Annotated in this window: 18 protein-coding genes; 14 read left to right on the top strand and 4 right to left on the bottom strand. The window is 61.0% G+C overall.

Translation table 11 applies throughout. The annotated features are described in order from the left end of the window. Positions 1 to 90: 90 nt before the first annotated feature. From M1D68_RS11000 to M1D68_RS10965, 8 genes are all read left to right on the top strand, one after another. Positions 91 to 1,539 carry a transglycosylase SLT domain-containing protein gene (locus tag M1D68_RS11000; protein ID WP_420766564.1) on the top strand — a complete coding sequence of 483 codons (1,449 nt, stop codon included), beginning with the start codon at positions 91 to 93 and terminating at the stop codon, positions 1,537 to 1,539. Positions 1,540 to 1,733: 194 nt separating this feature from the next. Continuing rightward, on the top strand, positions 1,734 to 3,563 hold the full coding sequence (locus M1D68_RS10995; RefSeq protein WP_457970703.1) for an extracellular solute-binding protein: 1,830 nt from the start codon (positions 1,734 to 1,736) through the stop codon (positions 3,561 to 3,563). Further along, complete coding sequence (locus M1D68_RS10990) at positions 3,560 to 5,413, top strand: extracellular solute-binding protein (protein WP_434611095.1); 1,854 nt, start codon at positions 3,560 to 3,562, stop codon at positions 5,411 to 5,413. The genes M1D68_RS10995 and M1D68_RS10990 overlap by 4 nt, the downstream gene beginning before the upstream one ends. Before the next feature lie 4 nt (positions 5,414 to 5,417). Next, positions 5,418 to 6,494 carry a microcin C ABC transporter permease YejB gene (locus M1D68_RS10985; RefSeq protein WP_420766566.1) on the top strand — a complete coding sequence of 359 codons (1,077 nt, stop codon included), beginning with the start codon at positions 5,418 to 5,420 and terminating at the stop codon, positions 6,492 to 6,494. A gap of 1 nt (position 6,495) precedes the next feature. Continuing rightward, on the top strand, positions 6,496 to 7,515 hold the full coding sequence (locus M1D68_RS10980; protein ID WP_434563729.1) for an ABC transporter permease: 1,020 nt from the start codon (positions 6,496 to 6,498) through the stop codon (positions 7,513 to 7,515). A gap of 1 nt (position 7,516) precedes the next feature. Next, positions 7,517 to 9,127: an ABC transporter ATP-binding protein gene (locus M1D68_RS10975; RefSeq protein ID WP_420766568.1), complete on the top strand. Its 1,611-nt coding sequence runs from the start codon at positions 7,517 to 7,519 to the stop codon at positions 9,125 to 9,127. 19 nt (positions 9,128 to 9,146) lie between these two features. Beyond that, on the top strand, positions 9,147 to 9,941 hold the full coding sequence (fabI, locus tag M1D68_RS10970; protein WP_003202751.1) for an enoyl-ACP reductase FabI: 795 nt from the start codon (positions 9,147 to 9,149) through the stop codon (positions 9,939 to 9,941). Positions 9,942 to 10,122: 181 nt separating this feature from the next. After that, complete coding sequence (locus M1D68_RS10965) at positions 10,123 to 10,947, top strand: AraC family transcriptional regulator (protein ID WP_457970335.1); 825 nt, start codon at positions 10,123 to 10,125, stop codon at positions 10,945 to 10,947. A 44-nt stretch (positions 10,948 to 10,991) separates the two neighbouring features. On the opposite strand, the gene M1D68_RS10960 is transcribed toward M1D68_RS10965, so the two are convergent. Then, the gene (locus tag M1D68_RS10960) at positions 10,992 to 11,579 is read right to left on the bottom strand and encodes a LysE family translocator (protein WP_420766570.1); all 588 of its coding nucleotides are present in this window, start codon (positions 11,577 to 11,579) and stop codon (positions 10,992 to 10,994) included. 174 nt (positions 11,580 to 11,753) lie between these two features. Between M1D68_RS10960 and M1D68_RS10955 the strand changes: the two genes are divergently transcribed. The 4 genes from M1D68_RS10955 to M1D68_RS10940 all read left to right on the top strand — a co-directional run bounded on the left by M1D68_RS10955 (position 11,754) and on the right by M1D68_RS10940 (position 15,606). Continuing rightward, on the top strand, positions 11,754 to 13,208 hold the full coding sequence (locus M1D68_RS10955; protein ID WP_457970333.1) for a TrkH family potassium uptake protein: 1,455 nt from the start codon (positions 11,754 to 11,756) through the stop codon (positions 13,206 to 13,208). 64 nt (positions 13,209 to 13,272) lie between these two features. After that, positions 13,273 to 14,355, top strand: a complete 1,083-nt coding sequence (locus M1D68_RS10950; RefSeq protein ID WP_457970331.1) for a bifunctional transcriptional activator/DNA repair enzyme AdaA — start codon at positions 13,273 to 13,275, stop codon at positions 14,353 to 14,355. A 22-nt stretch (positions 14,356 to 14,377) separates the two neighbouring features. Then, on the top strand, positions 14,378 to 15,004 hold the full coding sequence (locus M1D68_RS10945; RefSeq protein WP_434563721.1) for a DNA-3-methyladenine glycosylase family protein: 627 nt from the start codon (positions 14,378 to 14,380) through the stop codon (positions 15,002 to 15,004). Between the two features lie 113 nt (positions 15,005 to 15,117). Further along, the gene (locus tag M1D68_RS10940; RefSeq protein ID WP_434674965.1) at positions 15,118 to 15,606 is read left to right on the top strand and encodes a GFA family protein; all 489 of its coding nucleotides are present in this window, start codon (positions 15,118 to 15,120) and stop codon (positions 15,604 to 15,606) included. On the opposite strand, the gene miaE is transcribed toward M1D68_RS10940, so the two are convergent. After that, a complete protein-coding gene (gene miaE / locus M1D68_RS10935) occupies positions 15,603 to 16,205 on the bottom strand; it encodes a tRNA-(ms[2]io[6]A)-hydroxylase (RefSeq protein ID WP_420766575.1) in 603 nt (200 codons plus the stop codon). The two genes, M1D68_RS10940 and miaE, sit on opposite strands and share 4 nt — an antisense overlap. A 158-nt stretch (positions 16,206 to 16,363) precedes the next feature. Here miaE and M1D68_RS10930 point away from each other — a divergent pair, with 158 nt between their 5' ends. Then, positions 16,364 to 17,227 carry a universal stress protein gene (locus tag M1D68_RS10930; RefSeq protein WP_420766576.1) on the top strand — a complete coding sequence of 288 codons (864 nt, stop codon included), beginning with the start codon at positions 16,364 to 16,366 and terminating at the stop codon, positions 17,225 to 17,227. 83 nt (positions 17,228 to 17,310) lie between these two features. On the opposite strand, the gene M1D68_RS10925 is transcribed toward M1D68_RS10930, so the two are convergent. Beyond that, positions 17,311 to 17,781 (bottom strand): DUF1289 domain-containing protein, encoded by a 471-nt coding sequence (locus tag M1D68_RS10925; RefSeq protein ID WP_420766577.1) that lies wholly within the window; start codon positions 17,779 to 17,781, stop codon positions 17,311 to 17,313. Positions 17,782 to 18,188: 407 nt separating this feature from the next. Between M1D68_RS10925 and acnB the strand changes: the two genes are divergently transcribed. Further along, entirely contained in the window at positions 18,189 to 20,798 is a 2,610-nt protein-coding gene (gene acnB, locus M1D68_RS10920) for a bifunctional aconitate hydratase 2/2-methylisocitrate dehydratase (RefSeq protein WP_249877324.1), read from the top strand. A 136-nt stretch (positions 20,799 to 20,934) separates the two neighbouring features. On the opposite strand, the gene M1D68_RS10915 is transcribed toward acnB, so the two are convergent. Then, a complete protein-coding gene (locus M1D68_RS10915; protein WP_457970328.1) occupies positions 20,935 to 22,215 on the bottom strand; it encodes a serine/threonine transporter in 1,281 nt (426 codons plus the stop codon). Between the last annotated feature and the right edge of the window lie 111 nt (positions 22,216 to 22,326).

Here is a 22,326-nt window from a genome sequence, read left to right as displayed (position 1 = left end):
CGATTGATACAAAAATTCTGAATGGTTGACCTGCTGGGGTGCGCTTCCTAGAATCGGCCGACATTTTTGCCCGGAACTTACTTCCAGCCAATGTCGTCATCTATTCGCAGGTCCGTCCAGTCAGACACACTGACCCGCTTGGCCCAGGCCATCGCGGTGGCAGTGTCCGCCACGCTGGCGGGCTGTCAGAGCACCGGCCAGGTGCCACAGAGCGATGCTGCGCATAAGCCGAATGTCGCCGCGCGGGCCAAGCAAAAACCTGTGTGGCTCACGGAAAAGCCTACCCCCCAGGTGCCCCAGGATGTGTGGGAACGCATGCGCCAGGGCTTCCAGCTCCAGGAAACCGCCGGCGTCAACCCGCGCATCGAGCAGCAGCGTTTGTGGTTCGCCAGCAACCCTTCATTCCTGGAAAATGCCGGCGAGCGTGGCAGCTTATATATCCACTACATCGTCGAGCGTCTTGAAGAACGCAACATGCCGCTGGAGCTGGCGCTGTTGCCGGTGATCGAAAGCGCCTACAACCCCATGGCCTATTCCCGGGCCAATGCAGTGGGACTGTGGCAATTCATCCCTTCCACCGGGCGTTATTTCAACCTGCGCCAGACCCGCTTCTACGACGGCCGTCGTGACATTACCGCGTCCACCACCGCCGCGATGGACTACCTGACGCGCCTGCACGACATGTTCAACGGTGACTGGTTGCTGGCACTGGCGGCCTATAACGCTGGTGAAGGCACGGTCAGCCGCGCCATCGAGCGCAACGAGAAGCTTGGCCTGCCCACCGACTACTGGAACCTGCCGCTGCCCAGCGAAACACAGGCCTACGTGCCCAAGCTGCTCGCGCTGTCCCAGGTCGTGTTGGCTCCGGACGCCTATGGCGTGAACCTCAACCCGATCGCCAACGAGCCGTACTTCCAGGTCGTCGAGATCAACCAGCGCATGGACCTGTCGAAGGTCGCGGCGGTGGCGAACATCGACGAGGACGAGCTGTTCCAGCTCAACCCGGCCTTCAAGCAGCGCACCACCATCGACGGCCCGCAGCACCTGCTGGTGCCGACCTCCAAGGCGCAACTGCTGACCGCCAGCCTGTCGACCATGCGCCCGGAAGAACTGATCAGCCCTCGCTCGCTCAAGCCAGTCTTCGAGACCGCCGATGACAGCGAAGTGGAAGGCGCAAGGCGCACCTACCGCGTCAAGCGCGGCGACAATCTGGCCCAGATCGCCAAGGCCAACAAGGTCCAGACCAAGGACTTGCAGCGCTGGAACAAGCTCAGCGGCAACAAGCTCAAGGTCGGTCAAACGTTGGTGATGCAGGACGTCAAGGCCACCAAGGCCCGCGGCAAGCGCATCAACACCGTCGTGGCCGCCAAGGGCAAGGAACAAAAGAAGCAGACCCAATACAAGGTCAAGCAGGGTGACTCGCTGTACGTCGTCGCCAAGCGCTTCAATGTCGAAATGCAGCACCTCAAGCGCTGGAACCCGCGCATGGGCAAGGCGCTCAAGCCTGGGCAGATGTTGACGGTCTATTCCCCGCACTAAGCTTATCGATGGCTGAAGGGCTGTGCCCGAGCAGCATTCGTGGCGAGGAAGCTTGCTCCCTCGCCTCGAATGCATTCTTGCCCCGGCTTCGCCTAATCTGAGAGGCTTTGGCCCACCGCCTTTTTCCCGCCCATACAAGCTGTTACTGTACAGGCCATAAATGCCCAAGCCGCCTGGATCGGATCCCAGACTTGATACGCCCCCTCCTCCTGCTCCTGATCAGCCTGGCATCGAGCCCTGCCGTCGACGCTACCATCAGCGAAAGCCATGGCTATGCGCAGTTCGGCACGCTGAAATACCCGGCCCGGTTCACCCACTTCGACTGGGTCAACCCGCAAGCGCCCAAGGGCGGCACCTTGCGGATCATGGCGTTTGGCACCTTCGATACCCTCAATCCCTATACATTCAAGGGCAGCAGCCCGGTTTCCACGCCGAACTTCCTGCAATACGGCATCAATGAGCTGAACGAACCGCTCATGGTAGGCACTGGCCAATATGCGCCCTCAGGGGATGAGCCGACGTCGAGTTACGGCTTGATCGCCCAGTCGGTGGAGTACAGCGAGGACCGCAGCTGGGTGGTGTTCAACCTGCGGCCCGAAGCGCGCTTTCATGATGGCGTGCCGATCACTGCCTATGACGTAGCGTTTTCCTACCGAACGCTGCTCAAAGATGGCCATCCGCAATACCGGACCAATTTGCAGGAAGTGCTGCGGGTGGATGTCCTCAACCCGCTGAAAATCCGCTTCGTGTTCAAGCGCTCGGGCAATCCGCTGCTGATCCTGCGCCTGGGTGAGCTGCCGGTGTTGCCGCAGCATTATTGGAAAGACCGCGATTTCAAGGCGACCACCTTCGAGCCGCCGTTGGGCAGCGGGCCTTATCGCATCACCAAAGTGCAGCCAGGTCGCCAATTGGTGTTCGAGCGAGTCAAGGACTACTGGGGCAAGGATCTGCCGGTCAATCGTGGCAAGTACAACGTCGATCGAATGGAAGTGGATTTCTACCGAGACAGCGGCGTCGCCTTCGAAGCCTTCAAGGCCGGTGAGTTTGACATCTACATCGAGCACCAGGCCAAGAACTGGGCCAACGGGTACAACTTTCCGGCGGTGAACCGTGGCGATGTGATCAAGGCGCAGATTCCTCACCAGATTCCGACCCAGACCCAGGGCCTGTTCATGAACACCCGGCGCGCCACCTTCGGCGAGGTCAAGGTCCGAGAAGCCCTGGGGTTGATGTTCGATTTCGAATGGACCAACCGCACCCTGTTCAGCGGCGCGTACAAACGAACCCTCAGCTATTACCCCAACAGCGAATTCTCCGCCACTGGCCTGCCCGTCGGCCACGAGTGGCTGTTGCTCAAACCTTACCGTGAACAACTGCCCCCTCGATTACTGACCGAGCCCTTCAGCCTGCCCCAAACCGACGGGCGCGGCATTCCCCGGGAAACCCTGCGCAGGGCCCTTGGCCTGCTGAAGGAAGCCGGCTGGACCCTCAACGGCCAGCACCTGCTCAACGCCGACGGCCAACCCCTGCGCTTCGAGATCCTGCTGGTCAACCCGAACCTGGAGCGCATCCTGCAGCCCTACGTCGAAAACCTGGCCAGCATTGGCATCCAGGCCCGAGTGCGCACAGTGGATCGTGCCCAGTACAAGCAGCGATTGGACCAGTTCGACTTCGACATGATTTTGCTGACCCTGGGCCAGACCCTCAGCCCGGGCCTTGAACAATGGCAGTATTTCCACTCCAGCCAGGTCGGGATCAAGGGCAGCAAGAACTACGCAGGGATCGCCAATCCGGTGGTTGACCATCTGCTGGAAAAACTGCTCTCCGCCCAGACCCGCGACGAACAAGTCGCCGCCGGCAAGGCCCTGGACCGGGTCCTGCTGTGGCAGCATTACTGCATTCCCAACTGGTATATCAATTACCATCGCCTGGCGTATCGCAACCGGTTCGCCTTTGTCACCACGCCGCCCTACACCCTGGGCCTGAGCGCGTGGTGGCTGAAATCTTCGGAGAAAGATCAATGAAGCCTCTACGCGCCCTGCTTCTGCAGGCCGGCAGTTTGTTATTCGCCGGGCTGGCCTGCGCCGCGCCGCAGCACGCCGTGACCTTGTACAACGAGCCACCAAAGTACCCGGCCAATTTCAAGCATTTCGACTACGTGAACCCCGATGCCCCCAAGGGCGGAATATTCCGTCAGGGTGGCTTTGGCAGCTTCGACAGCCTCAACCCATTCATCAGCAAAGGCGTACCTGCCGATGACATCGGCCTGATCTACGACACCTTGGCCAAGCAAGGCCTGGATGAGCCCTTCACCGAATACGGTCTGGTCGCGGAAAAAATCGAGAAAGCGCCGGACAACGGCTGGGTGCGCTTTTACCTGCGCCCCGAAGCGCGCTTCAACGACGGCCACCCCATGCGCGCCGAAGATGTCGTGTTCAGCTTCGAGACCCTGACCAAGGATGGCGCGCCGATGTTCCGCGGCTATTACAACGATGTGGCCGAGGTCATCGCCGAAGACCCACTCAAGGTTCTGTTCAAGTTCAAGCACACCCATAACCGTGAACTGCCGCTGATCCTCGGCCAACTGCCGGTATTGCCCAAGCATTGGTGGGCCAGCCGCGATTTCAGCAAGGGCAACCTGGAAATTCCCCTGGGCAGCGGGCCCTACAAGGTCACCGAAGTAAAGGCCGGACGTTCGATCCGCTATGAGCGGGTGAAGGATTATTGGGGCAAGGACCTGCCGGTGAACCGCGGTTTCTATAACTTCGACGTATTGACCACCGACTATTACCGCGACAACACCGTGGCGGTGGAAGCCCTCAAGGCCGGACAGTTCGATTACTGGCTGGAAATGACCGCGAAGAACTGGGCCAACGCCTACAACATCCCCGCCGTGACCGAAGGCCGCCTGATCAAGGAACAGATTCCCAACGGCAACCCTACGGGCATGCAAGGCTTCATCTTCAACCTGCGCCGCCCGGTGTTCCAGGATGTACGGGTGCGCCAGGCCCTGAGCCTGCTGTTGGACTTCGAATGGACCAACAAGCAATTGTTCAACGGTGCCTACGCCCGCACCCGCAGCTATTTCGAGAATTCGGAAATGGCCGCCACCGGGTTGCCCGGCGAAGACGAGCTGAAGATTCTCGAACCCTTGCGCGGCAAGATTCCCGAGCAAGTCTTCACCGAAGCCTTCCAACCTTCGGTCTGCGACGGCAGCGGCATGATCCGCGACCAGCAACGCAAGGCCTATCAGCTGTTGCAGGAAGCCGGCTGGCGCATCGTCGATGACAAGATGGTCGATGCCCAAGGTAAGCCGGTGGTGCTGGAGTTCCTGCTGGCCCAGACCGAATTCGAACGGATCCTGCTGCCGTTCAAACGCAACCTGAGTGACCTGGGCATCGAACTGGTGATCCGCCGCGTCGACGTGTCGCAATACATCACCCGCGTGCGCTCGCGGGACTTCGATATGGTGGTGGGCAGCTTTCCGCAATCCAGCTCGCCAGGAAACGAGCAGCGCGAATTCTGGATGTCGGCCGCTGCGGACAAACCCGGCAGCCGCAACACCATGGGCCTCAAGGACCCTGCCGTGGACCAACTGGTGGAACAGTTGATCAACGCTGACTCGCGCAAGAGCCTGGTGGCCCATGCCCGGGCGTTGGACCGGGTCCTGCAATGGGGCTATTACGTAATTCCCAACTGGCACATCAAGACCTGGCGCGTGGCCTACTGGAACCACATCGGCCACCCGAAAGTCACGCCGACCTATGACATCGGCACCACTACATGGTGGGTCAAGCCGGAGGTCAAGCCAGCCGATGAGGTAGAGAAGCAGGTCATCGAGCAGCAAATCGCCGCTCCCGAGAGTGTGGAGTAACCCGATGCTGGCTTATATTTTTCGGCGGCTGTTGCTCATCATCCCGACGCTGTTCGGCATCCTGCTGATCAACTTCGTCATCATCCAGGCCGCGCCCGGCGGCCCGGTGGAGCAAATGATCGCCAAGCTCGAAGGGTTCGAAGGCGCCACCAGCCGCATCGCTGGCGGCGGTGCCGAGGTATCGGTGGCAGGTTCCTCCTCTTACCGCGGCGCCCAGGGCCTGGACCCGGCGCTGGTCAAGGAAATCGAGCGCATGTACGGCTTCGACAAGTCCGCCCCGGAGCGCCTGTGGATCATGATCAAGAACTACGCCCGCCTGGACTTCGGTGACAGTTTCTTCCGCGACGCCAAGGTCATTGACCTGATCAAGGAAAAGATGCCCGTGTCCATCTCCCTCGGGCTATGGAGCACACTGATCATGTACCTGGTGTCCATCCCCCTGGGGATCGCCAAGGCGACGCGGCACGGCAGTCATTTCGATGTGTGGACCAGTTCGGCGATCATCGTCGGCTATGCGATCCCGTCGTTCCTGTTTGCCATCCTGTTGATCGTGGTGTTTGCCGGCGGCAGCTATTTCGACTGGTTCCCGCTGCGTGGGCTGACATCCAACAACTTTGATGAACTGACCCTGGGCGGCAAGATCCTCGACTATTTCTGGCACCTGGCCTTGCCAGTGACCGCGCTGGTGATCGGCAACTTCGCCACCATGACGCTGCTGACGAAGAACAGCTTCCTCGATGAAATCAACAAGCAGTATGTGGTTACCGCCAAGGCCAAGGGCCTGACCCGCAACCGCGTGCTGTATGGCCATGTGTTTCGCAACGCAATGTTGTTGGTGATCGCCGGCTTTCCTTCGGCCTTCATTGGCATTTTCTTCACCGGCTCGCTGCTGGTGGAAGTGATCTTCTCCCTCGACGGCCTGGGCCTGATGAGTTTCGAAGCCGCGATCAACCGCGACTACCCCGTGGTATTCGGCACACTGTTCATCTTCACCTTGCTGGGGCTGGTGGTGAAATTGATTGGCGACCTGACCTACACCTTCGTCGATCCGCGCATCGATTTCGAAAGCCGGGAGCATTGAGATGAACCTGTCCCCTCTCAATCGCCGCCGTTTCGAACTGTTCAAGGCCAACAAGCGCGGCTGGTGGTCGCTGTGGCTGTTCCTGGTGCTGTTCGTGCTGAGCCTCGGCGCCGAGCTGATCGCCAACGACAAACCGCTGGTGGTGCATTACGACGGCGGCTGGTATTTCCCGGCCCTAAAGCGCTACCCCGAGACCACCTTTGGCGGCGAATTCCCGCTGGAGGCCAACTACAAGAGCCCGTACATCCGTGAGCTGCTGGCCGCCAAGGACGCCTGGGTGGTGTGGGCACCGATTCCGTTCAGCTACCAGAGCATCAACTACGACCTGAAAGTCCCGGCACCGGCGCCGCCCTCCTCGGTGAACTGGCTCGGTACCGATGACCAGGGGCGCGATGTGCTGGCGCGGGTGATCTACGGTTTTCGTATCTCGGTGCTGTTTGCCCTGACGCTGACGGTGCTCAGCTCGATCATCGGGGTGATCGCCGGTGCCCTGCAGGGTTTCTACGGTGGCTGGGTGGACCTGGCCGGCCAGCGCTTCCTGGAGATCTGGTCCGGGTTGCCGGTGCTGTACCTGCTGATCATCCTCGCCAGTTTCGTCCAGCCCAATTTCTGGTGGCTACTGGGCATCATGCTGCTGTTTTCCTGGATGAGCCTGGTGGACGTCGTGCGCGCCGAGTTCCTGCGCGGCCGCAATCTGGAATACGTGCGCGCCGCTCGGGCATTGGGCATGCAGAACGGCGCGATCATGTTCCGCCACATCCTGCCCAACGCCATGGTCTCGACCATGACGTTCATGCCGTTCATCCTCACCGGCGCCATCGGCACCCTCACCGCCCTGGATTTCCTCGGCTTCGGCCTGCCGGCGGGCGCGCCTTCCCTGGGCGAGCTGGTAGCCCAGGGCAAGTCCAACCTCCAGGCGCCGTGGCTGGGCATCAGCGCGTTCGCCGTACTGGCGATCATGCTGAGCCTGCTGGTGTTCATCGGCGAGTCCGCTCGCGATGCCTTCGATCCGAGGAAGTGAAATGAACCAGGACAATCTGATCGAAGTACGCGACCTGGCGGTGGAGTTCGTCGTCGGCGAACGCCGCCAGCGGGTGGTCGAAGGCGTCAGCTTCGACATCAAGCGAGGCGAAACCCTGGCCCTGGTGGGCGAAAGCGGTTCGGGCAAGTCCGTGACGGCCCACTCCATCCTGCGCTTGCTGCCCTATCCGCTGGCCCATCATCCCACCGGAACCATCCAGTACGCGGGCCAGGACCTATTGGGCCTGAAGGAAAAAACCATCCGCCATATTCGCGGCAACCGGATCGCGATGATTTTCCAAGAGCCGATGACGTCGCTGAATCCCTTGCACTGCATCGAAAAACAGCTCAACGAAGTGCTCGGCATCCACAAGGGCCTGACTGGCAAGGTCGCTACCCGCCGCTCCCTTGAACTGTTGGAGCTGGTCGGCATTCCTGATCCGCACAAGCGCCTCAAGGCCCTGCCCCATGAACTGTCCGGTGGCCAGCGGCAACGGGTGATGATCGCCATGGCCTTGGCCAATGAGCCGGAACTGCTGATCGCCGACGAACCGACCACCGCGCTGGACGTCACCGTGCAGCTGAAAATCCTCGAACTGCTCAAGGATTTGCAGGCACGCCTGGGCATGTCGCTGCTGCTTATCAGCCACGATTTGAACCTGGTGCGAAGAATTGCGCACCGCGTATGTGTCATGCAGCGCGGTTGCATCGTCGAACAGGCATCGTGCGCAGAGTTGTTCCGCGCGCCGCAACATCCGTACACTCGGGAATTACTGGCCGCCGAGCCCAGCGGCAACCCGGCAAACAACGTCGTCGGCCCGCCGCTGTTGCAGGTCGAGGACCTTAAAGTCTGGTTCCCGATCAAGAAAGGCGTGTTCAAGCGTACGGTGGATTACATCAAGGCGGTGGACGGAATCCGCTTCAGCCTGCCCCAGGGCCAGACCTTGGGCATCGTCGGCGAAAGTGGTTCCGGAAAGTCGACCCTGGGGCTGGCGATCTTGCGGTTGATCGGCAGCCAGGGCGCGATCCGCTTCGAGGGCCAGCAGCTTGACTGCCTGTCACAGCAGCAGGTCCGGCCGCTGCGCCGGGAGATGCAAGTGGTGTTTCAGGACCCGTTCGGCAGCCTGAGCCCACGGATGTGTGTGAGCCAGATCGTCGGCGAAGGGTTGCGGATCCACAAGATCGGCACCCCGGCAGAACAGGAACAAGCGATAATCGCGGCATTGAAGGAGGTAGGCCTGGACCCGGAAACCCGGAACCGCTACCCCCATGAATTTTCCGGAGGGCAACGGCAGCGCATCGCCATTGCCCGGGCCCTGGTGCTCAAGCCGGCGTTGATTCTGCTGGATGAGCCGACGTCGGCCCTGGACCGTACCGTGCAACGCCAGGTGGTGGAGCTGTTGCGGTCGCTGCAAACCAAGTACAACCTGACGTACCTGTTTATCAGCCATGACCTGGCTGTCGTCAAAGCGCTGAGCCACCAGCTGATGGTGGTCAAGCATGGCCAAGTGGTCGAACAAGGTGATGCCCGCAGCATATTCGCCGCGCCGCAACACCCCTATACACAGCAGTTGCTGGAGGCCGCCTTCCTGGCCCCAACAACTGCCGAATAACCTGAAAGAGGAGCAACACATGGGTTTTCTCGCCGGTAAGCGCGTACTGATCGTCGGTGTCGCCAGCAAGCTGTCCATCGCATCCGGCATCGCTGCCGCCATGCATCGCGAGGGCGCTGAGCTTGCCTTCACTTATCAGAACGACAAACTCAAGGGTCGTGTCGAAGAGTTCGCGCAAGGCTGGGGTTCGAGCCCGGAGCTGTGCTTCCCATGCGACGTGGCCAGCGATGAAGAAATCGCCAAGGTCTTCGAAGAACTGAGCAAGAAGTGGGATGGCCTGGACTGCATCGTGCACTCCGTGGGCTTCGCCCCGGGCGACCAGTTGGACGGCGACTTCACCGAAGCCACCACCCGCGAAGGCTTCCGCATCGCCCACGACATCAGCGCCTACAGCTTCGTGGCCCTGGCCAAAGCCGGCCGTGAAATGATGAAAGGCCGCAACGGCAGCCTGCTGACCCTGTCGTACCTGGGCGCCGAGCGCACCATGCCGAACTACAACGTCATGGGGATGGCCAAGGCCTCCCTGGAAGCGGGCGTTCGCTACCTGGCCGGCTCCCTGGGCCCGGACGGCACCCGCGTGAACTGCGTATCGGCCGGCCCGATCCGCACCCTCGCCGCTTCCGGCATCAAGAATTTCCGCAAGATGCTGGCCGCCAACGAAGCGCAAACCCCGCTGCGTCGCAACGTCACCATCGAAGAAGTCGGCAACGCCGGCGCCTTCCTGTGCTCTGACCTGGCGTCGGGCATCAGCGGTGAAATCATGTACGTGGACGGCGGCTTCAACACCACCGCCATGGGCAACATCGAAGAATAATCTTCGCGTTGCAACAAAAACGCCGCTTGGCCTGGAAAGGTCAAGCGGCGTTTTTTTTGCTCTGCACATTATCTGTGGAACGAACTTGCAACCCCGTCCAGACCCGCACCGATCTCGAACGGGCATTTTTGGGCGCAGGCGAATACACTCAGGCACAGCCAACAAAACAGGACATCGATCGATGAAGCCCGCCAACCATGACGCTGCCCCACGTTTCTGGCACGACGCGGCGCTGCCTTTCATCGAAGCCCGGGCCATCGCCGATGGGCGCAAGGTCTGTTATTCGCGTCACTCCCACGACCATTTCTCGATCGGTGCGATCACTGCCGGGCGCAGCACGTATCTGCATGAGCAGTCGAGCTTCCAGGTCGAGGGTGGCACGGTGGTGCTGATGAATCCTGGCGACGTCCACGCCTGCAATCCCATCGACAATCAACCCTGGTCCTACGTGATGCTGTATGTCGATACCCAATGGCTAAGGGACCTGCAACGGCGGATCGGCTTTGATCCGTCCATGGAGTTCCAGGCGTTCGACACCACCCACAGCCGCGATGCCGCGCTTTTCTCCGGCCTGTGCGAGCTCTACGAAATACTGGTGGATGAACAGGTCGATACCCGCGCCAAAAAAGATGCCGTCGAGGCGTTTTTCACCGACCTCCAGCATCGGCTCAATCCGGCCGGGCGCCCGGACCGGGGCAGTCACCCTGCTTTGATGCGGGCCGCGCAGTTCATCCATGACCATTGCACCGAAGCCCTCAAGCTCGAGGATATCTGCGCGTTTGCACAGCTCTCGCCGTCCTACTTGAGCCGGGCCTTCAAGCGTCACTACGGTATGACGCCCCACGCTTTCCTGATCAATCGCCGGATCCAATTCGCCCGTCGCCAATTGCGCGAGGGCAAGTTGATTGCCGATGTCGCGCTGCAAAGCGGTTTTGCCGACCAGGCGCATTTCCAACGGGCATTCAAGCAACACCTGGCCGCCACGCCCGGGCAATACCGAGGCTGACACTGCCTCGCCCCGACAGCGCTCCAACCCCAAGGACGGGTTGCTCACGGCAACAACAGATACACCGCGCTCGCCACCAGCAACGCCGCCATGGCCCGATTGAACAGGCGCATGGTCACCGGATTCCCCAGCCAGGTACGCAGGAAGCTGCCGGCGTATGCCCAGCAGCCCACGGACAGGTAGCAGATCACCAAATAGATCGCCGCGAACTGCCACACCAGCGATGCCTCGCCATCGGCGACGAAAGCGCCCATCCCCGCCACGCAGGCCAGCCAGGCCTTGGGGTTGAGCCACTGCATCAGTGCGCCGTAGATCATCGACGGCGCGCGCCCTTCGTCCCGCTCACCCAGCTCGCCGTTGTCCATCGCCAGCTTCCAGGCCATGAACAACAGGAACGCCACCCCCGCCAGTTGCACCACGCGGGTGAGCCCCGGCCAGCGCTGCAAGACTTCGTGCAACCCCAACCCCATCAAGACCAGCAGCAGGACAAACCCCAGGGTGGCGCCGGCGACGTGGCGCAAGGTGGCGCGCAAACCGTACCGAGCGCCGGAACTGAGGGCCACGATATTGACCGGGCCCGGCGTAATGGACGCGACCAGCGCAAAGGTCGCCATGGATAATATCAAGCTCATCACATATCTTCTTCGTTTGAGGAAAGAGGCCCCAAGTTAAACGGGTTGCCCGCACGGGTATTGAAGAAAACTGCCTTCGTCATCAAGCACGCCCGCTTCTTTTTTTACGCAAACTTTACGCGCTGACCGACTCGCCAAATCGATACTGTGCAGCTTTTGAATCAGGCGTTATCCATGTCCATAGCGGTTCTGCGTCTCATCGGTTTCATCCTTGGGATTTTCCTGATCACCCTCGCGGTCAGCATGGCGATTCCGCTGTTCACGCTGATGTTCTACGAGCGCAACGATGACTTGTCGGCGTTTCTCTGGTCGAGCCTGATCACTTTTGTCTGCGGTGTGGCACTGGTCGCCCGTGGAAGACCGGAACAGGCCCAGATGCGGCCCCGGGAAATGTACCTGCTGACCACCGCCAGTTGGGTATTCGTCTGTGCGTTCGCCGCCCTGCCAATGGTGCTCATTCAGCACATCAGCTACACCGATGCGTTTTTCGAGACCATGTCCGGCATCACTACCACCGGCTCGACCATCCTGACCGGTTTGGACACGGCATCGCCCGGCCTGTTGATATGGCGCTCGATGCTGCACTGGCTCGGTGGAATCGGCTTTATCGGCATGGCCGTGGCGGTCCTGCCGTTATTGCGGGTCGGTGGCATGCGGCTGTTCCAGACCGAATCTTCGGATTGGTCGGAGAAAGTCACGCCGCGCTCGCATGTCGCGGCCAACTACATCCTGTGGATCTACGTAGGCTTGACCGCGCTCTCGACGTTGGCGCTGTGGCTTGCCGGCATGACGCCTTTCGAGGCGATCAACCATGCGATGTCGCTGATTTCCACCGGAGGATTCTCCACCTCCGATGCGTCCCTCGCCCATTGGCCGCAACCGGCGGTCCATTGGGTGTCGGTGGTGGTCATGATGGCGGGGTCGCTGCCCTACACGCTGTATGTGGCGACATTGCGAGGCCACCGGCGCGCCTTGCTCAAGGACCAGCAAGTCAGGGGGTTCATAGGCTTTCTGGTGGTCACCTGGCTCGCGGTCGGCACCTGGCTGAGCCTGAACAGCGACCATGCATGGTGGGACGCGGTCCGTATCGTCGCGGTCAACGTCACCTCCGTGGTCACAACCACTGGCGTGGCCCTGGGGGACTACACGTTGTGGGGCAGCTTCGCCCTGTTGCTGTTCTTTTACCTGACGTTCGTCGGCGGCTGTTCGGGGTCCACGGCCGGGGGCCTGAAGATCTTTCGGTTTCAGGTCGCCAAGGTCCTGTTGATGGGCAGCTTGAAGCAACTGATCCACCCCCGGGCGGTGATCCAGAAGAAGTACAACAATCACCCCATCGACGAGGAAATCGTTCGCTCGCTGCTGACGTTTTCGTTCTTCTTCGCGATCACCATCGGCGCCATCGCCCTGGGCCTCGCGCTGATCGGCCTGGATTGGACGACCGCCTTGACCGGCGCCGCCACCGCCGTGTGCAACGTCGGCCCGGGCCTGGGCAATATCATTGGCCCGGCCGGCAACTTCTCGACCCTGCCGGACGCGGCGAAATGGCTGCTGACCCTCGGCATGCTGCTGGGACGCCTGGAGATCCTGACGGTGCTGGTGTTGTTCACGCCAGTGTTCTGGAAATATTGATATCGGCAAATTCACTGTCGATTTTTCGGTGGAGGGCTTGGGGCCACGGTTCTATGCTCCTCCCATGAACCTACAAGACTCGCTGCTCCCGCCCCACGCCGAAATGGTCCGCGCCATGCTCGAACGAGACACCGCCTACGAGGGGGTGTTTTTCACCGCGGTCAAGACCACCGGCATTTTCTGTCGTCCCAGCTGCACGGCACGCAAGCCGAAGCCGGAGAACGTGGAGTTCTTCGCCCACGCCGACGAGGCCATGTCGGCCGGCTATCGAGCCTGCCTGCGCTGCAAGCCATTGGATGCCGCGGCCATCGCACCGGCCTGGATCCAGGCGCTGCTCAAAGCCGTGGATGCCGGGCCCGACGTGCGCTGGACCGATGCGCTGCTGCACGAACAGGGCATCGAACCGCTGAAGCTGCGCCGCTGGTTCAAACAGCATTTCGGCATGACTTTTCACGCCTACCTTCGGACCCGGCGCCTGGGCATCGCCTTGGGCGGAATCAAGAAAGGCGCCTCGATCGACAACGCCGCGTTCGATTCCGGCTATGAATCCCTGAGCGGTTTTCGTGATGCGTTCGTGAAGTCTTTTCATATCACCCCCGGCCGCGCCGGCCTCAGCGAACCGTTGCTGTTCACCCGACTGACAACCCCTCTGGGGCCGATGCTGGCCATGGCCGAACGTCGCGGACTGGTGCTGCTGGAATTTCTCGACCGCCCGGCCTTGACCAAAGAATTGGAAGAACTGCAGCAACGCTACGGCTACACGGTCGCCCCGGGGCATAACGCTCATTTGCAACAGATCGAAACCGAACTGGCGGATTATTTCGCCGGCAAACAAACGATTTTCCACGTGCCGCTGCACATGCCTGGCAGTGCCTTTGCAGTCCGGGTCTGGGCCGAACTGCAAAAGATCCCCTATGGCGAAACCCGCAGCTACGGCGCCGTCGCCTGCGCCCTGGGCAGCCCTGGCGCCAGCCGCGCCGTGGGCTTGGCCAACGGGCAGAATCGCCTGGCGATCGTCATTCCCTGCCATCGGGTGATCGGCGCGGACGGCGCGCTGACCGGTTACGGTGGCGGCCAGCCGCGCAAGGCGTTTCTGTTGCGGCTGGAAAAAGCCGCGGTGCAGGTTTCGTTGCCCTTGGCGTTTTGATCAGCCCCGAACAGAGATCCGGATGAGCACGCCTTACGACGAAGCGAGTACTTTCCTGGCCAATCTTGACGAAGACTGGCGGCGTCACATCGCGTCCGTCGGCCCGTGCCTGCTGCAACCCAAGCCGGCCCGCGATCCCTATGAAGCACTGGTGCGGGCGATTGCCTACCAACAACTGCACGCCAAGGCCGGGGACGCCATTCTCGGGCGGCTTGTCGCGCTGTTTGCCCCCGCCGCGTTTCCCGCCCCCGAACAACTGTTGGCAACAGACAGCACGCTACTGCGCAGTTGCGGATTCTCCGCGAGCAAGCTCGCGACCCTCCAGGGCATCGCCCAGGCGACACTGGATGGGATCGTGCCGGATTACGCCACGGCCCGGGCCATGGACGATGAAGCACTGATCGAGCGCCTGGTCAGCCTGCGCGGCGTCGGGCGCTGGACCGTGGAGATGCTGTTGATCTACAGCCTGGAACGAGTGGATGTCTTGCCGGCGGATGACTTTGGGGTTCGCGAAGGATATCGACGGCTAAAAGGTCTGGAGACTCAGCCGAATCGCCGGCAGATCATCGCTATCGGCCAGGCCTGGAGTCCTTATCGGACGGTGGCGGCTTGGTATTTGTGGCGGGTGCCCAAAATCAAGTCCGCATGATCGTTCATCGCCGGCAAGCTCTTCCACTGACGTCGGCGCATCAACTCAAAAGTTGAGAACATCACCCCATCGAGGTTGTCCAGATTATTCAGTCCCTAACCGAAGGTTCCCCCATGCACCTCGAAGGATCCTGCCACTGCGGCGCCGTTTCGTTCAGCCTGGACAGCACCCATCCCTACCCTTACCAGCGCTGCTATTGCTCGATCTGTCGCAAGACCATGGGCGGCGGCGGTTTTGCGGTCAACCTGGGGGGCGATGCGAAGAGTCTCAAGGTGCAAGGCCGCAAGCACATCACGGTCTACCATGCGCGACTCAAGGATGAAGGCGATAAACGCGCCCATCGCAGCAGCGCCGAACGGCATTTCTGTTCGCTTTGCGGTTCGGGGTTGTGGTTGTTCAGCCCCGAGTGGCCGGAGCTGATCCATCCGTTTGCCTCAGCCATCGACACGCCGTTGCCGGTACCGCCGGAGCACACCCACCTGATGCTGGGTTCCAAGGCGCCGTGGGTGGAAGTCGAGGCGCATCCGGGCGACCAGCAGTTCGAGGTATATCCCGAGGAATCGATTGCCCAGTGGCATGAACGGTTGGGTTTGACCCGTTAGGCCGGCACGCCGCTGTGGAACCGGAACTCCCCATCCGGCGACTCGATCAGCTCGCGCTCGGCCTCGCGAACCTTGTCGATCACCTGGGCGATGTCCTTGGCGTCTCCATACTGATAAGCCAGCTTCAGATAACCCTGGAAGTGCCGGGCCTCACTTTTCAGCAAGCCGAAATAGAATTTGCCGAGTTCCTCGTCCAGATGCGGCACCAGCGCCTCGAATCGCTCGCAGCTGCGGGCTTCGATGAAGGCGCCGACCACCAGGGTGTCCACCAGTTTCACCGGCTCGTGGCTGCGCACCACTTTGCGCAAGCCCGAGGCATAGCGCCCGGCAGAGAGCTGGCGAAGACCTACCTTGCGTTTTTTCATCAGGCGCATGACCTGCTCATGATGCACCAGCTCTTCCCGGGCCAGGCGCGACATCATGTTGATCAAATCTACATGGGAATGGTACTTGGCGATCAGGCTCAGGGCGGTGCTGGCGGCCTTGAACTCGCAGTTCTTGTGGTCGATCAGCAGCGTTTCCTGATCGGCCAGCGCAGCCTGGACCCAGGCATCGGGGGTGCGGCAGCCGAGGAACTCGTGAATTTCGGGAAGGATCATGGGGCTCACGGAAAAGGTAGTCGAGCAAAGGGCGCCGATTATACCGGCCTGCCTCCAGACCACCAGTCACACCGATTGATATGCATCAAGTCGACGCGCCATCCATAGCAACTATAGTTGAGCAACGCCATGCCTCTTTATTGCTGGAGACGCCGATCATGCAAGCCATTCGCAGCATCCTGGTGGTCATCGAACCCGAACATTCGGAAAGCCTTGCGCTCAAGCGCGCCAAATTGATCGCCGGAGTAACCCAGGCTCATCTGCATCTGCTGGCATGCGACAAACACCACGATCATGCCGGCCTGCTCAGCGTGCTGAAAAGCGCATTGCTGGCCGACGGCTATAGCGTCACCACCGAACAGGCCTGGAACGAAAGCCTCTACGAAACCATCATCGACGTGCAGCAGGCCGAAGGCTGTGGCCTGGTCATCAAGCAACACTTCCCGGACAGCCCATTGAAAAAAGCCCTGCTGACCCCGGCGGACTGGAAGTTGCTGCGCCATTGCCCGACTCCGGTGCTGCTGGTCAAGACGTGCGGTTCCTGGAAAGACCGGGTCATCCTGGCGGCAGTCGATGTCGGCAATGCCGATGGCGAGCATCGTCACCTGCACTCGACCATCATCGATCACGGCTATGACATTGCCCTCCTGGCCAAGGCGCACCTGCATGTAATCAGCGCCCACCCGTCACCGATGCTCTCGTCGGCCGACCCGACCTTCCAGCTCAAGGAAACCATCGAAGCGCGTTATCGCGAACAATGCCGGGCGTTCCAGGCCGAGTTCGACATCGATGACCAGCATCTGCACATCCAGGAAGGCCCGGCGGACGTATTGATTCCCTACATGGCCCACAAGCTTCAGGCCGCGGTCACCGTGATTGGCACCGTGGCGCGCTCCGGCTTGTCAGGCGTGTTGATCGGCAATACCGCCGAAGCCGTGCTCGATGCGCTGGAAAGCGATGTGCTGGTGCTCAAGCCACAGGAAGTCGAAGACCACCTGGTAGAGTTGGCGTACAAGGGTTGAGGCTTTGTGGATTCAGCCGAGTTTCCGTGGCGAGGGAGCTTGCTCCCTCGCCACAAAAGCTATCTGGTCCGAATGACAGGCTGTCAGCCGTCCATCGCATCCTTGAGGAACCCCGGCGCGATATAACGTTGGTAATGCGCTTCGGACAGGAGGAAGAATTCCCGATCAATGGCATCTCGCAGGTCCGGCAGGTCCCAATCGCGAAACTCCGGCAACAGGACCATGCCGTACGCTTCCAGGTTATTGATCACCCGCGCGCCCCGGGCGATCAGTTGATAGGCCCAGCAATATTCCGATTGGTGCGGCACGAAGCGGATCTTGCGCGCCTCCAGTTGCTGACGCAGCAACGCCGGGTCGAAAACCTCCAGCTTCGCCACCATTACCTGCACCAGCAGTTGCTCGAGCCGCATCCACACCGCGCGTTTTTCTTCCTCGTTGTAGCCGTTCCAGTGGATCACTTCATGGTGGAACCGCTTGCAGCCACGGCAGACCAGGTCACCGTAGACAGTGGAACAGAGGCCGACGCAGGGGGTCTTGATGAGCTGGTTGGGCATAAGGCAACGCACACGCAAAAACAGGACAGACGGGCATGTTAGCCCTTTGTCTAAGATTGATCACCCCTCAAACCTGGAAGCCCAACTTACCTTTAATTTTTTTTTCCCGTAGAATCAGCCAGCCTTTTAAGGCGCCAATGTCCGTTAGAAGCTGTTTTCAAAGCGTCACGAGCACAGTCGTTCCTTCAGAGCGGTGTTGGCGAAGGGTCTTTCCAGCGGGGAAAGCCCAACGCCAACCCTCATCAGCTCCCCGTTCTGCAGGCGTAAAACTTTGAAAGCAGCTTCTGTGAGGAACTCCGTCAACTCTGGCGTGGAGGCCCAAAAAGCCCCTGTCGCGCATGAGTGCCGTGAGTTTCTGGATGAGCGTCCCGGACACCCATTTGGGACCACTGATGAGGGTAATAACTGTGCTTGAAGCCTACCGCAAACATATCGAAGAGCGTGCAGCCCTGGGTATCGTTCCCCAGCCGCTTAACGCCGAACAAACCGCAGGCCTGATCGAGCTGCTGAAGAATCCTCCGGCTGGCGAAGAAGCCTTCCTCGTTGACCTGATCACCAATCGTGTTCCGCCAGGCGTCGACGAAGCCGCCTACGTCAAGGCCGGCTTCCTGTCCGCCCTGGCCAAGGGCCAGGCCCAATCCCCTCTGCTGGACAAGAAGCGCGCTGTAGAACTGCTCGGCACCATGCAGGGTGGCTACAACATCGTGACCCTGGTCGAGCTGCTGGACGACGCCGAGCTGGCGCCAGTCGCCGCCGAAGAACTCAAGCACACCCTGCTGATGTTCGACGCCTTCCACGACGTGGCTGAAAAAGCCAAGAACGGCAACGTTCACGCCAAGGCCGTGCTGCAATCCTGGGCTGACGGCGAGTGGTTCAAGAAGCGCCCGGTGCTGGCCGACAAGATCAGCCTGCGCGTGTTCAAGGTCACCGGCGAAACCAACACCGACGACCTGTCCCCTGCCCCGGACGCCTGGTCGCGTCCTGACATCCCGCTGCACGCCCTCGCCATGCTGAAAATGGCCCGTGACGGCATCGTTCCGGACGAGCAAGGCAAGACCGGCCCGATGAAGCAGATCGAAGAAATGCGCGGCCAGGGCTTCCCGATCGCCTACGTCGGCGACGTGGTGGGTACCGGCTCCTCGCGTAAATCGGCCACCAACTCGGTGCTGTGGTTCTTCGGCGACGACATTCCCTACGTGCCGAACAAGCGCGCAGGCGGTTTCTGCTTCGGCAGCAAGATCGCACCGATCTTTTACAACACCATGGAAGATGCCGGGGCACTGCCGATCGAGTTCGACGTGTCGAACATGAACATGGGCGACGTGATCGACCTGTACCCGCACGCCGGCAAAGTCTGCAAGCACGGCACCGACGAAGTCATCACCACCTTCGAAATGAAGACCCCGGTGCTGTTGGACGAAGTCCGCGCTGGTGGCCGCATTCCGCTGATCATCGGCCGTGGCCTGACCGAGAAGGCTCGCGCCGAACTGGGCCTGCCACCGTTCGACCTGTTCAAGAAGCCTGAAGCGCCTGCTGAAAGCACCAAGGGTTTCACCCTGGCGCAGAAGATGGTCGGCAAGGCTTGCGGCCTGGCAGAAGGCCAAGGCGTTCGTCCTGGCACCTACTGCGAACCGAAAATGACCACCGTGGGTTCCCAGGACACCACAGGTCCCATGACCCGTGACGAACTGAAAGACCTGGCGTGCCTGGGCTTCTCGGCTGACCTGGTGATGCAGTCCTTCTGCCACACCGCGGCCTATCCGAAGCCGATCGACGTCACCACCCACCACACCCTGCCTGACTTCATCATGACCCGCGGCGGCGTTTCCCTGCGTCCGGGCGACGGCATCATCCACTCGTGGCTCAACCGCATGCTGCTGCCAGACACCGTGGGCACCGGTGGCGACTCGCACACCCGTTTCCCAATGGGCATCTCGTTCCCGGCCGGTTCCGGCCTGGTCGCGTTCGCCGCTGCCACCGGCGTCATGCCGCTGGACATGCCGGAATCGATCCTGGTGCGCTTCAAAGGCAAGATGAAACCTGGCATCACCCTGCGTGACCTGGTTCATGCCATTCCTTACTTCGCTATCCAGAACGGTCTGCTGACCGTCGAGAAGAAAGGCAAGAAAAACGCCTTCTCCGGCCGCATCCTGGAAATCGAAGGCCTGGAAGGCTTGACCCTGGAGCAGGCGTTCGAGTTGTCCGACGCCTCGGCCGAACGTTCGGCTGCCGGTTGCACCATCAAGCTGTCGAAAGAGTCGATCACCGAGTACCTGCAGTCCAACATCACCCTGCTGCGCTGGATGATCGGCGAAGGCTACGGCGATGCGCGTACCCTGGAACGTCGCGCCCAAGCGATGGAAGCCTGGATCGCCAACCCGCAACTGATGGAAGCCGATGCCGACGCCGAATACGCCGAAGTCATCGAAATCGATCTGGCCGACATCAGCGAGCCTGTGCTCTGCGCGCCGAACGACCCGGACGACGCCCGTCTGCTGTCCAGCGTTGCTGGCGAGAAGATCGACGAAGTGTTCATCGGTTCGTGCATGACCAACATCGGTCACTTCCGCGCTGCCGGTAAACTGCTGGATCAGGTCAAGGGTCAGCTGCCAACCCGTCTGTGGCTGTCGCCACCGACCAAGATGGACGCTCACCAACTGACCGAAGAAGGCTACTACGGCATCTACGGCAAGGCCGGTGCTCGGATGGAAATGCCAGGCTGCTCGCTGTGCATGGGTAACCAGGCACGCGTCGAGCCGAACTCCACCGTGGTGTCGACTTCGACCCGTAACTTCCCGAACCGTCTGGGTGACGGCGCGAATGTCTATCTGGCCTCGGCCGAACTGGCATCCGTAGCGTCCATCCTGGGTCGCCTGCCGACCGTCGAGGAGTACATGGAATACGCCGGCAAGATCGACAGCATGGCAGCGGACGTGTACCGCTACCTGAGCTTCGACCAGATCGCCGAGTTCCGTGAAGCGGCTGCAAACGCCAACATCCCGGTCGTCCAAGCGTAACGCTTAAGACGCCCGCCTAAAAACGCCGTCCCTCTCACGAGGGGCGGCGTTTTTTTATGCCTGGGATTTGATGAAAGCTGACTCGCCGCTTTCGCCGGAACGCCGCCCGGAGCAAGCTTGCTCCCACAAAAAAAGGTCAGGCCAAGAGGGAATAGACCAACGCAGTAATCGCCACCAAACCCACCGCTACCACAAAGACATTCGACGCTTGTCCGCGATAACGAGCCATGGCCGGGACCTTGCGGATGGCGTACATCGGCATCAGGAACAGAATCGCCGCGATCACCGGGCCGCCCAGGGTTTCGATCATGCCCAGGATGCTTGGGTTGAGAGTGGCGACAACCCAACACACCACCAGCATGAACGCTGCCGTGAGGCGGTCCAGGGTCTTGGGGGCTGGGCGGCGGCCGCTCTTGACGATCAAGCCCTTGAGGCCTTCGCTGGCGCCGATGTAATGCCCGAGGAAGGATTTGGCGATCGCCACGAAAGCAATCAACGGCGCCGCGAAGGCGATGGTCGGGTTGCTGAAGTGGTTGGCCAGGTACGACAGGATCGACAGGTTCTGCGCCTTGGCCTCGGCCAGTTGTGCCGGGGACAGGGTCAGCACGCAGCTGAACACGAAGAACAGCACCATTACGACCATCAGCACATGGGCGCGCGACAGGATCTGCGCACTGCGCTTTTCAGCGTCATTGCCGTAGCGGCGTTTCTGGTCCACTGCGAATGCCGAGATGATCGGCGAATGGTTGAATGAGAACACCATCACCGGAATCGCCAGCCACAAGGTATGCAGCAACGCCGAAGGCTGCGGCACCGTCGACGCCGCGCTCAGGATCCCGCCGTTCCAATGGGGCACCAGGAACACCGCCAGAAACAACAGCGCCACGATAAAGGGATAGACCATCAGGCTCATGGCCTTGACGATGACCTGCTCGCCGCAGCGGACCACGGCCAGCAGGCCGAGGATGAGCATCAGCGACAACAAGGCCCGGGGCGGCGGCTGCACGTGCAGCTGGTGCTCCAGGAAACTGCCGACCGTGTTGGTCAGCGCCACGCTGTAGATCAGCAAGATCGGGAAGATGGCGAAGAAGTACAACAGCGTGATCAGCGCACCGGCCTTGATACCGAAATGCTCCTCCACCACCTCGGTGATGTCCGCGCCGTCGCGGCCGGACAATACAAAACGGGTCAAGCCCCGATGCGCATAGAACGTCATGGGGAACGCCAGCACCGCCAGCACCAGTAGCGGCCAGAAACCGCCAAGGCCGGCATTGATCGGTAAGAACAGCGTGCCGGCACCAATGGCGGTGCCAAACAGGCCCAGCATCCAGGTCGTGTCTTGGCGACTCCATTGGCTGAGGGTGGCTGGGGCTGTCGTTTCAAAGCGCTCTTCGACGCTGTTGGCCTGATCATTCATCCGGTCGGATCTCCGCTTTCCGGTCACATGCACCCGGCCGGGACGAGTCGGAAAAACCCGACAGGCAGCGCCCCTGGCCGAAACAGGGGCGCGATTGTCCGGGATTAACGA

It is taken from the genome of Pseudomonas sp. R4-84, assembly GCF_054130985.1.
Note: the sequence above shows the minus strand (reverse complement) of the source record. Positions and strands in the feature narration are given on the sequence as shown.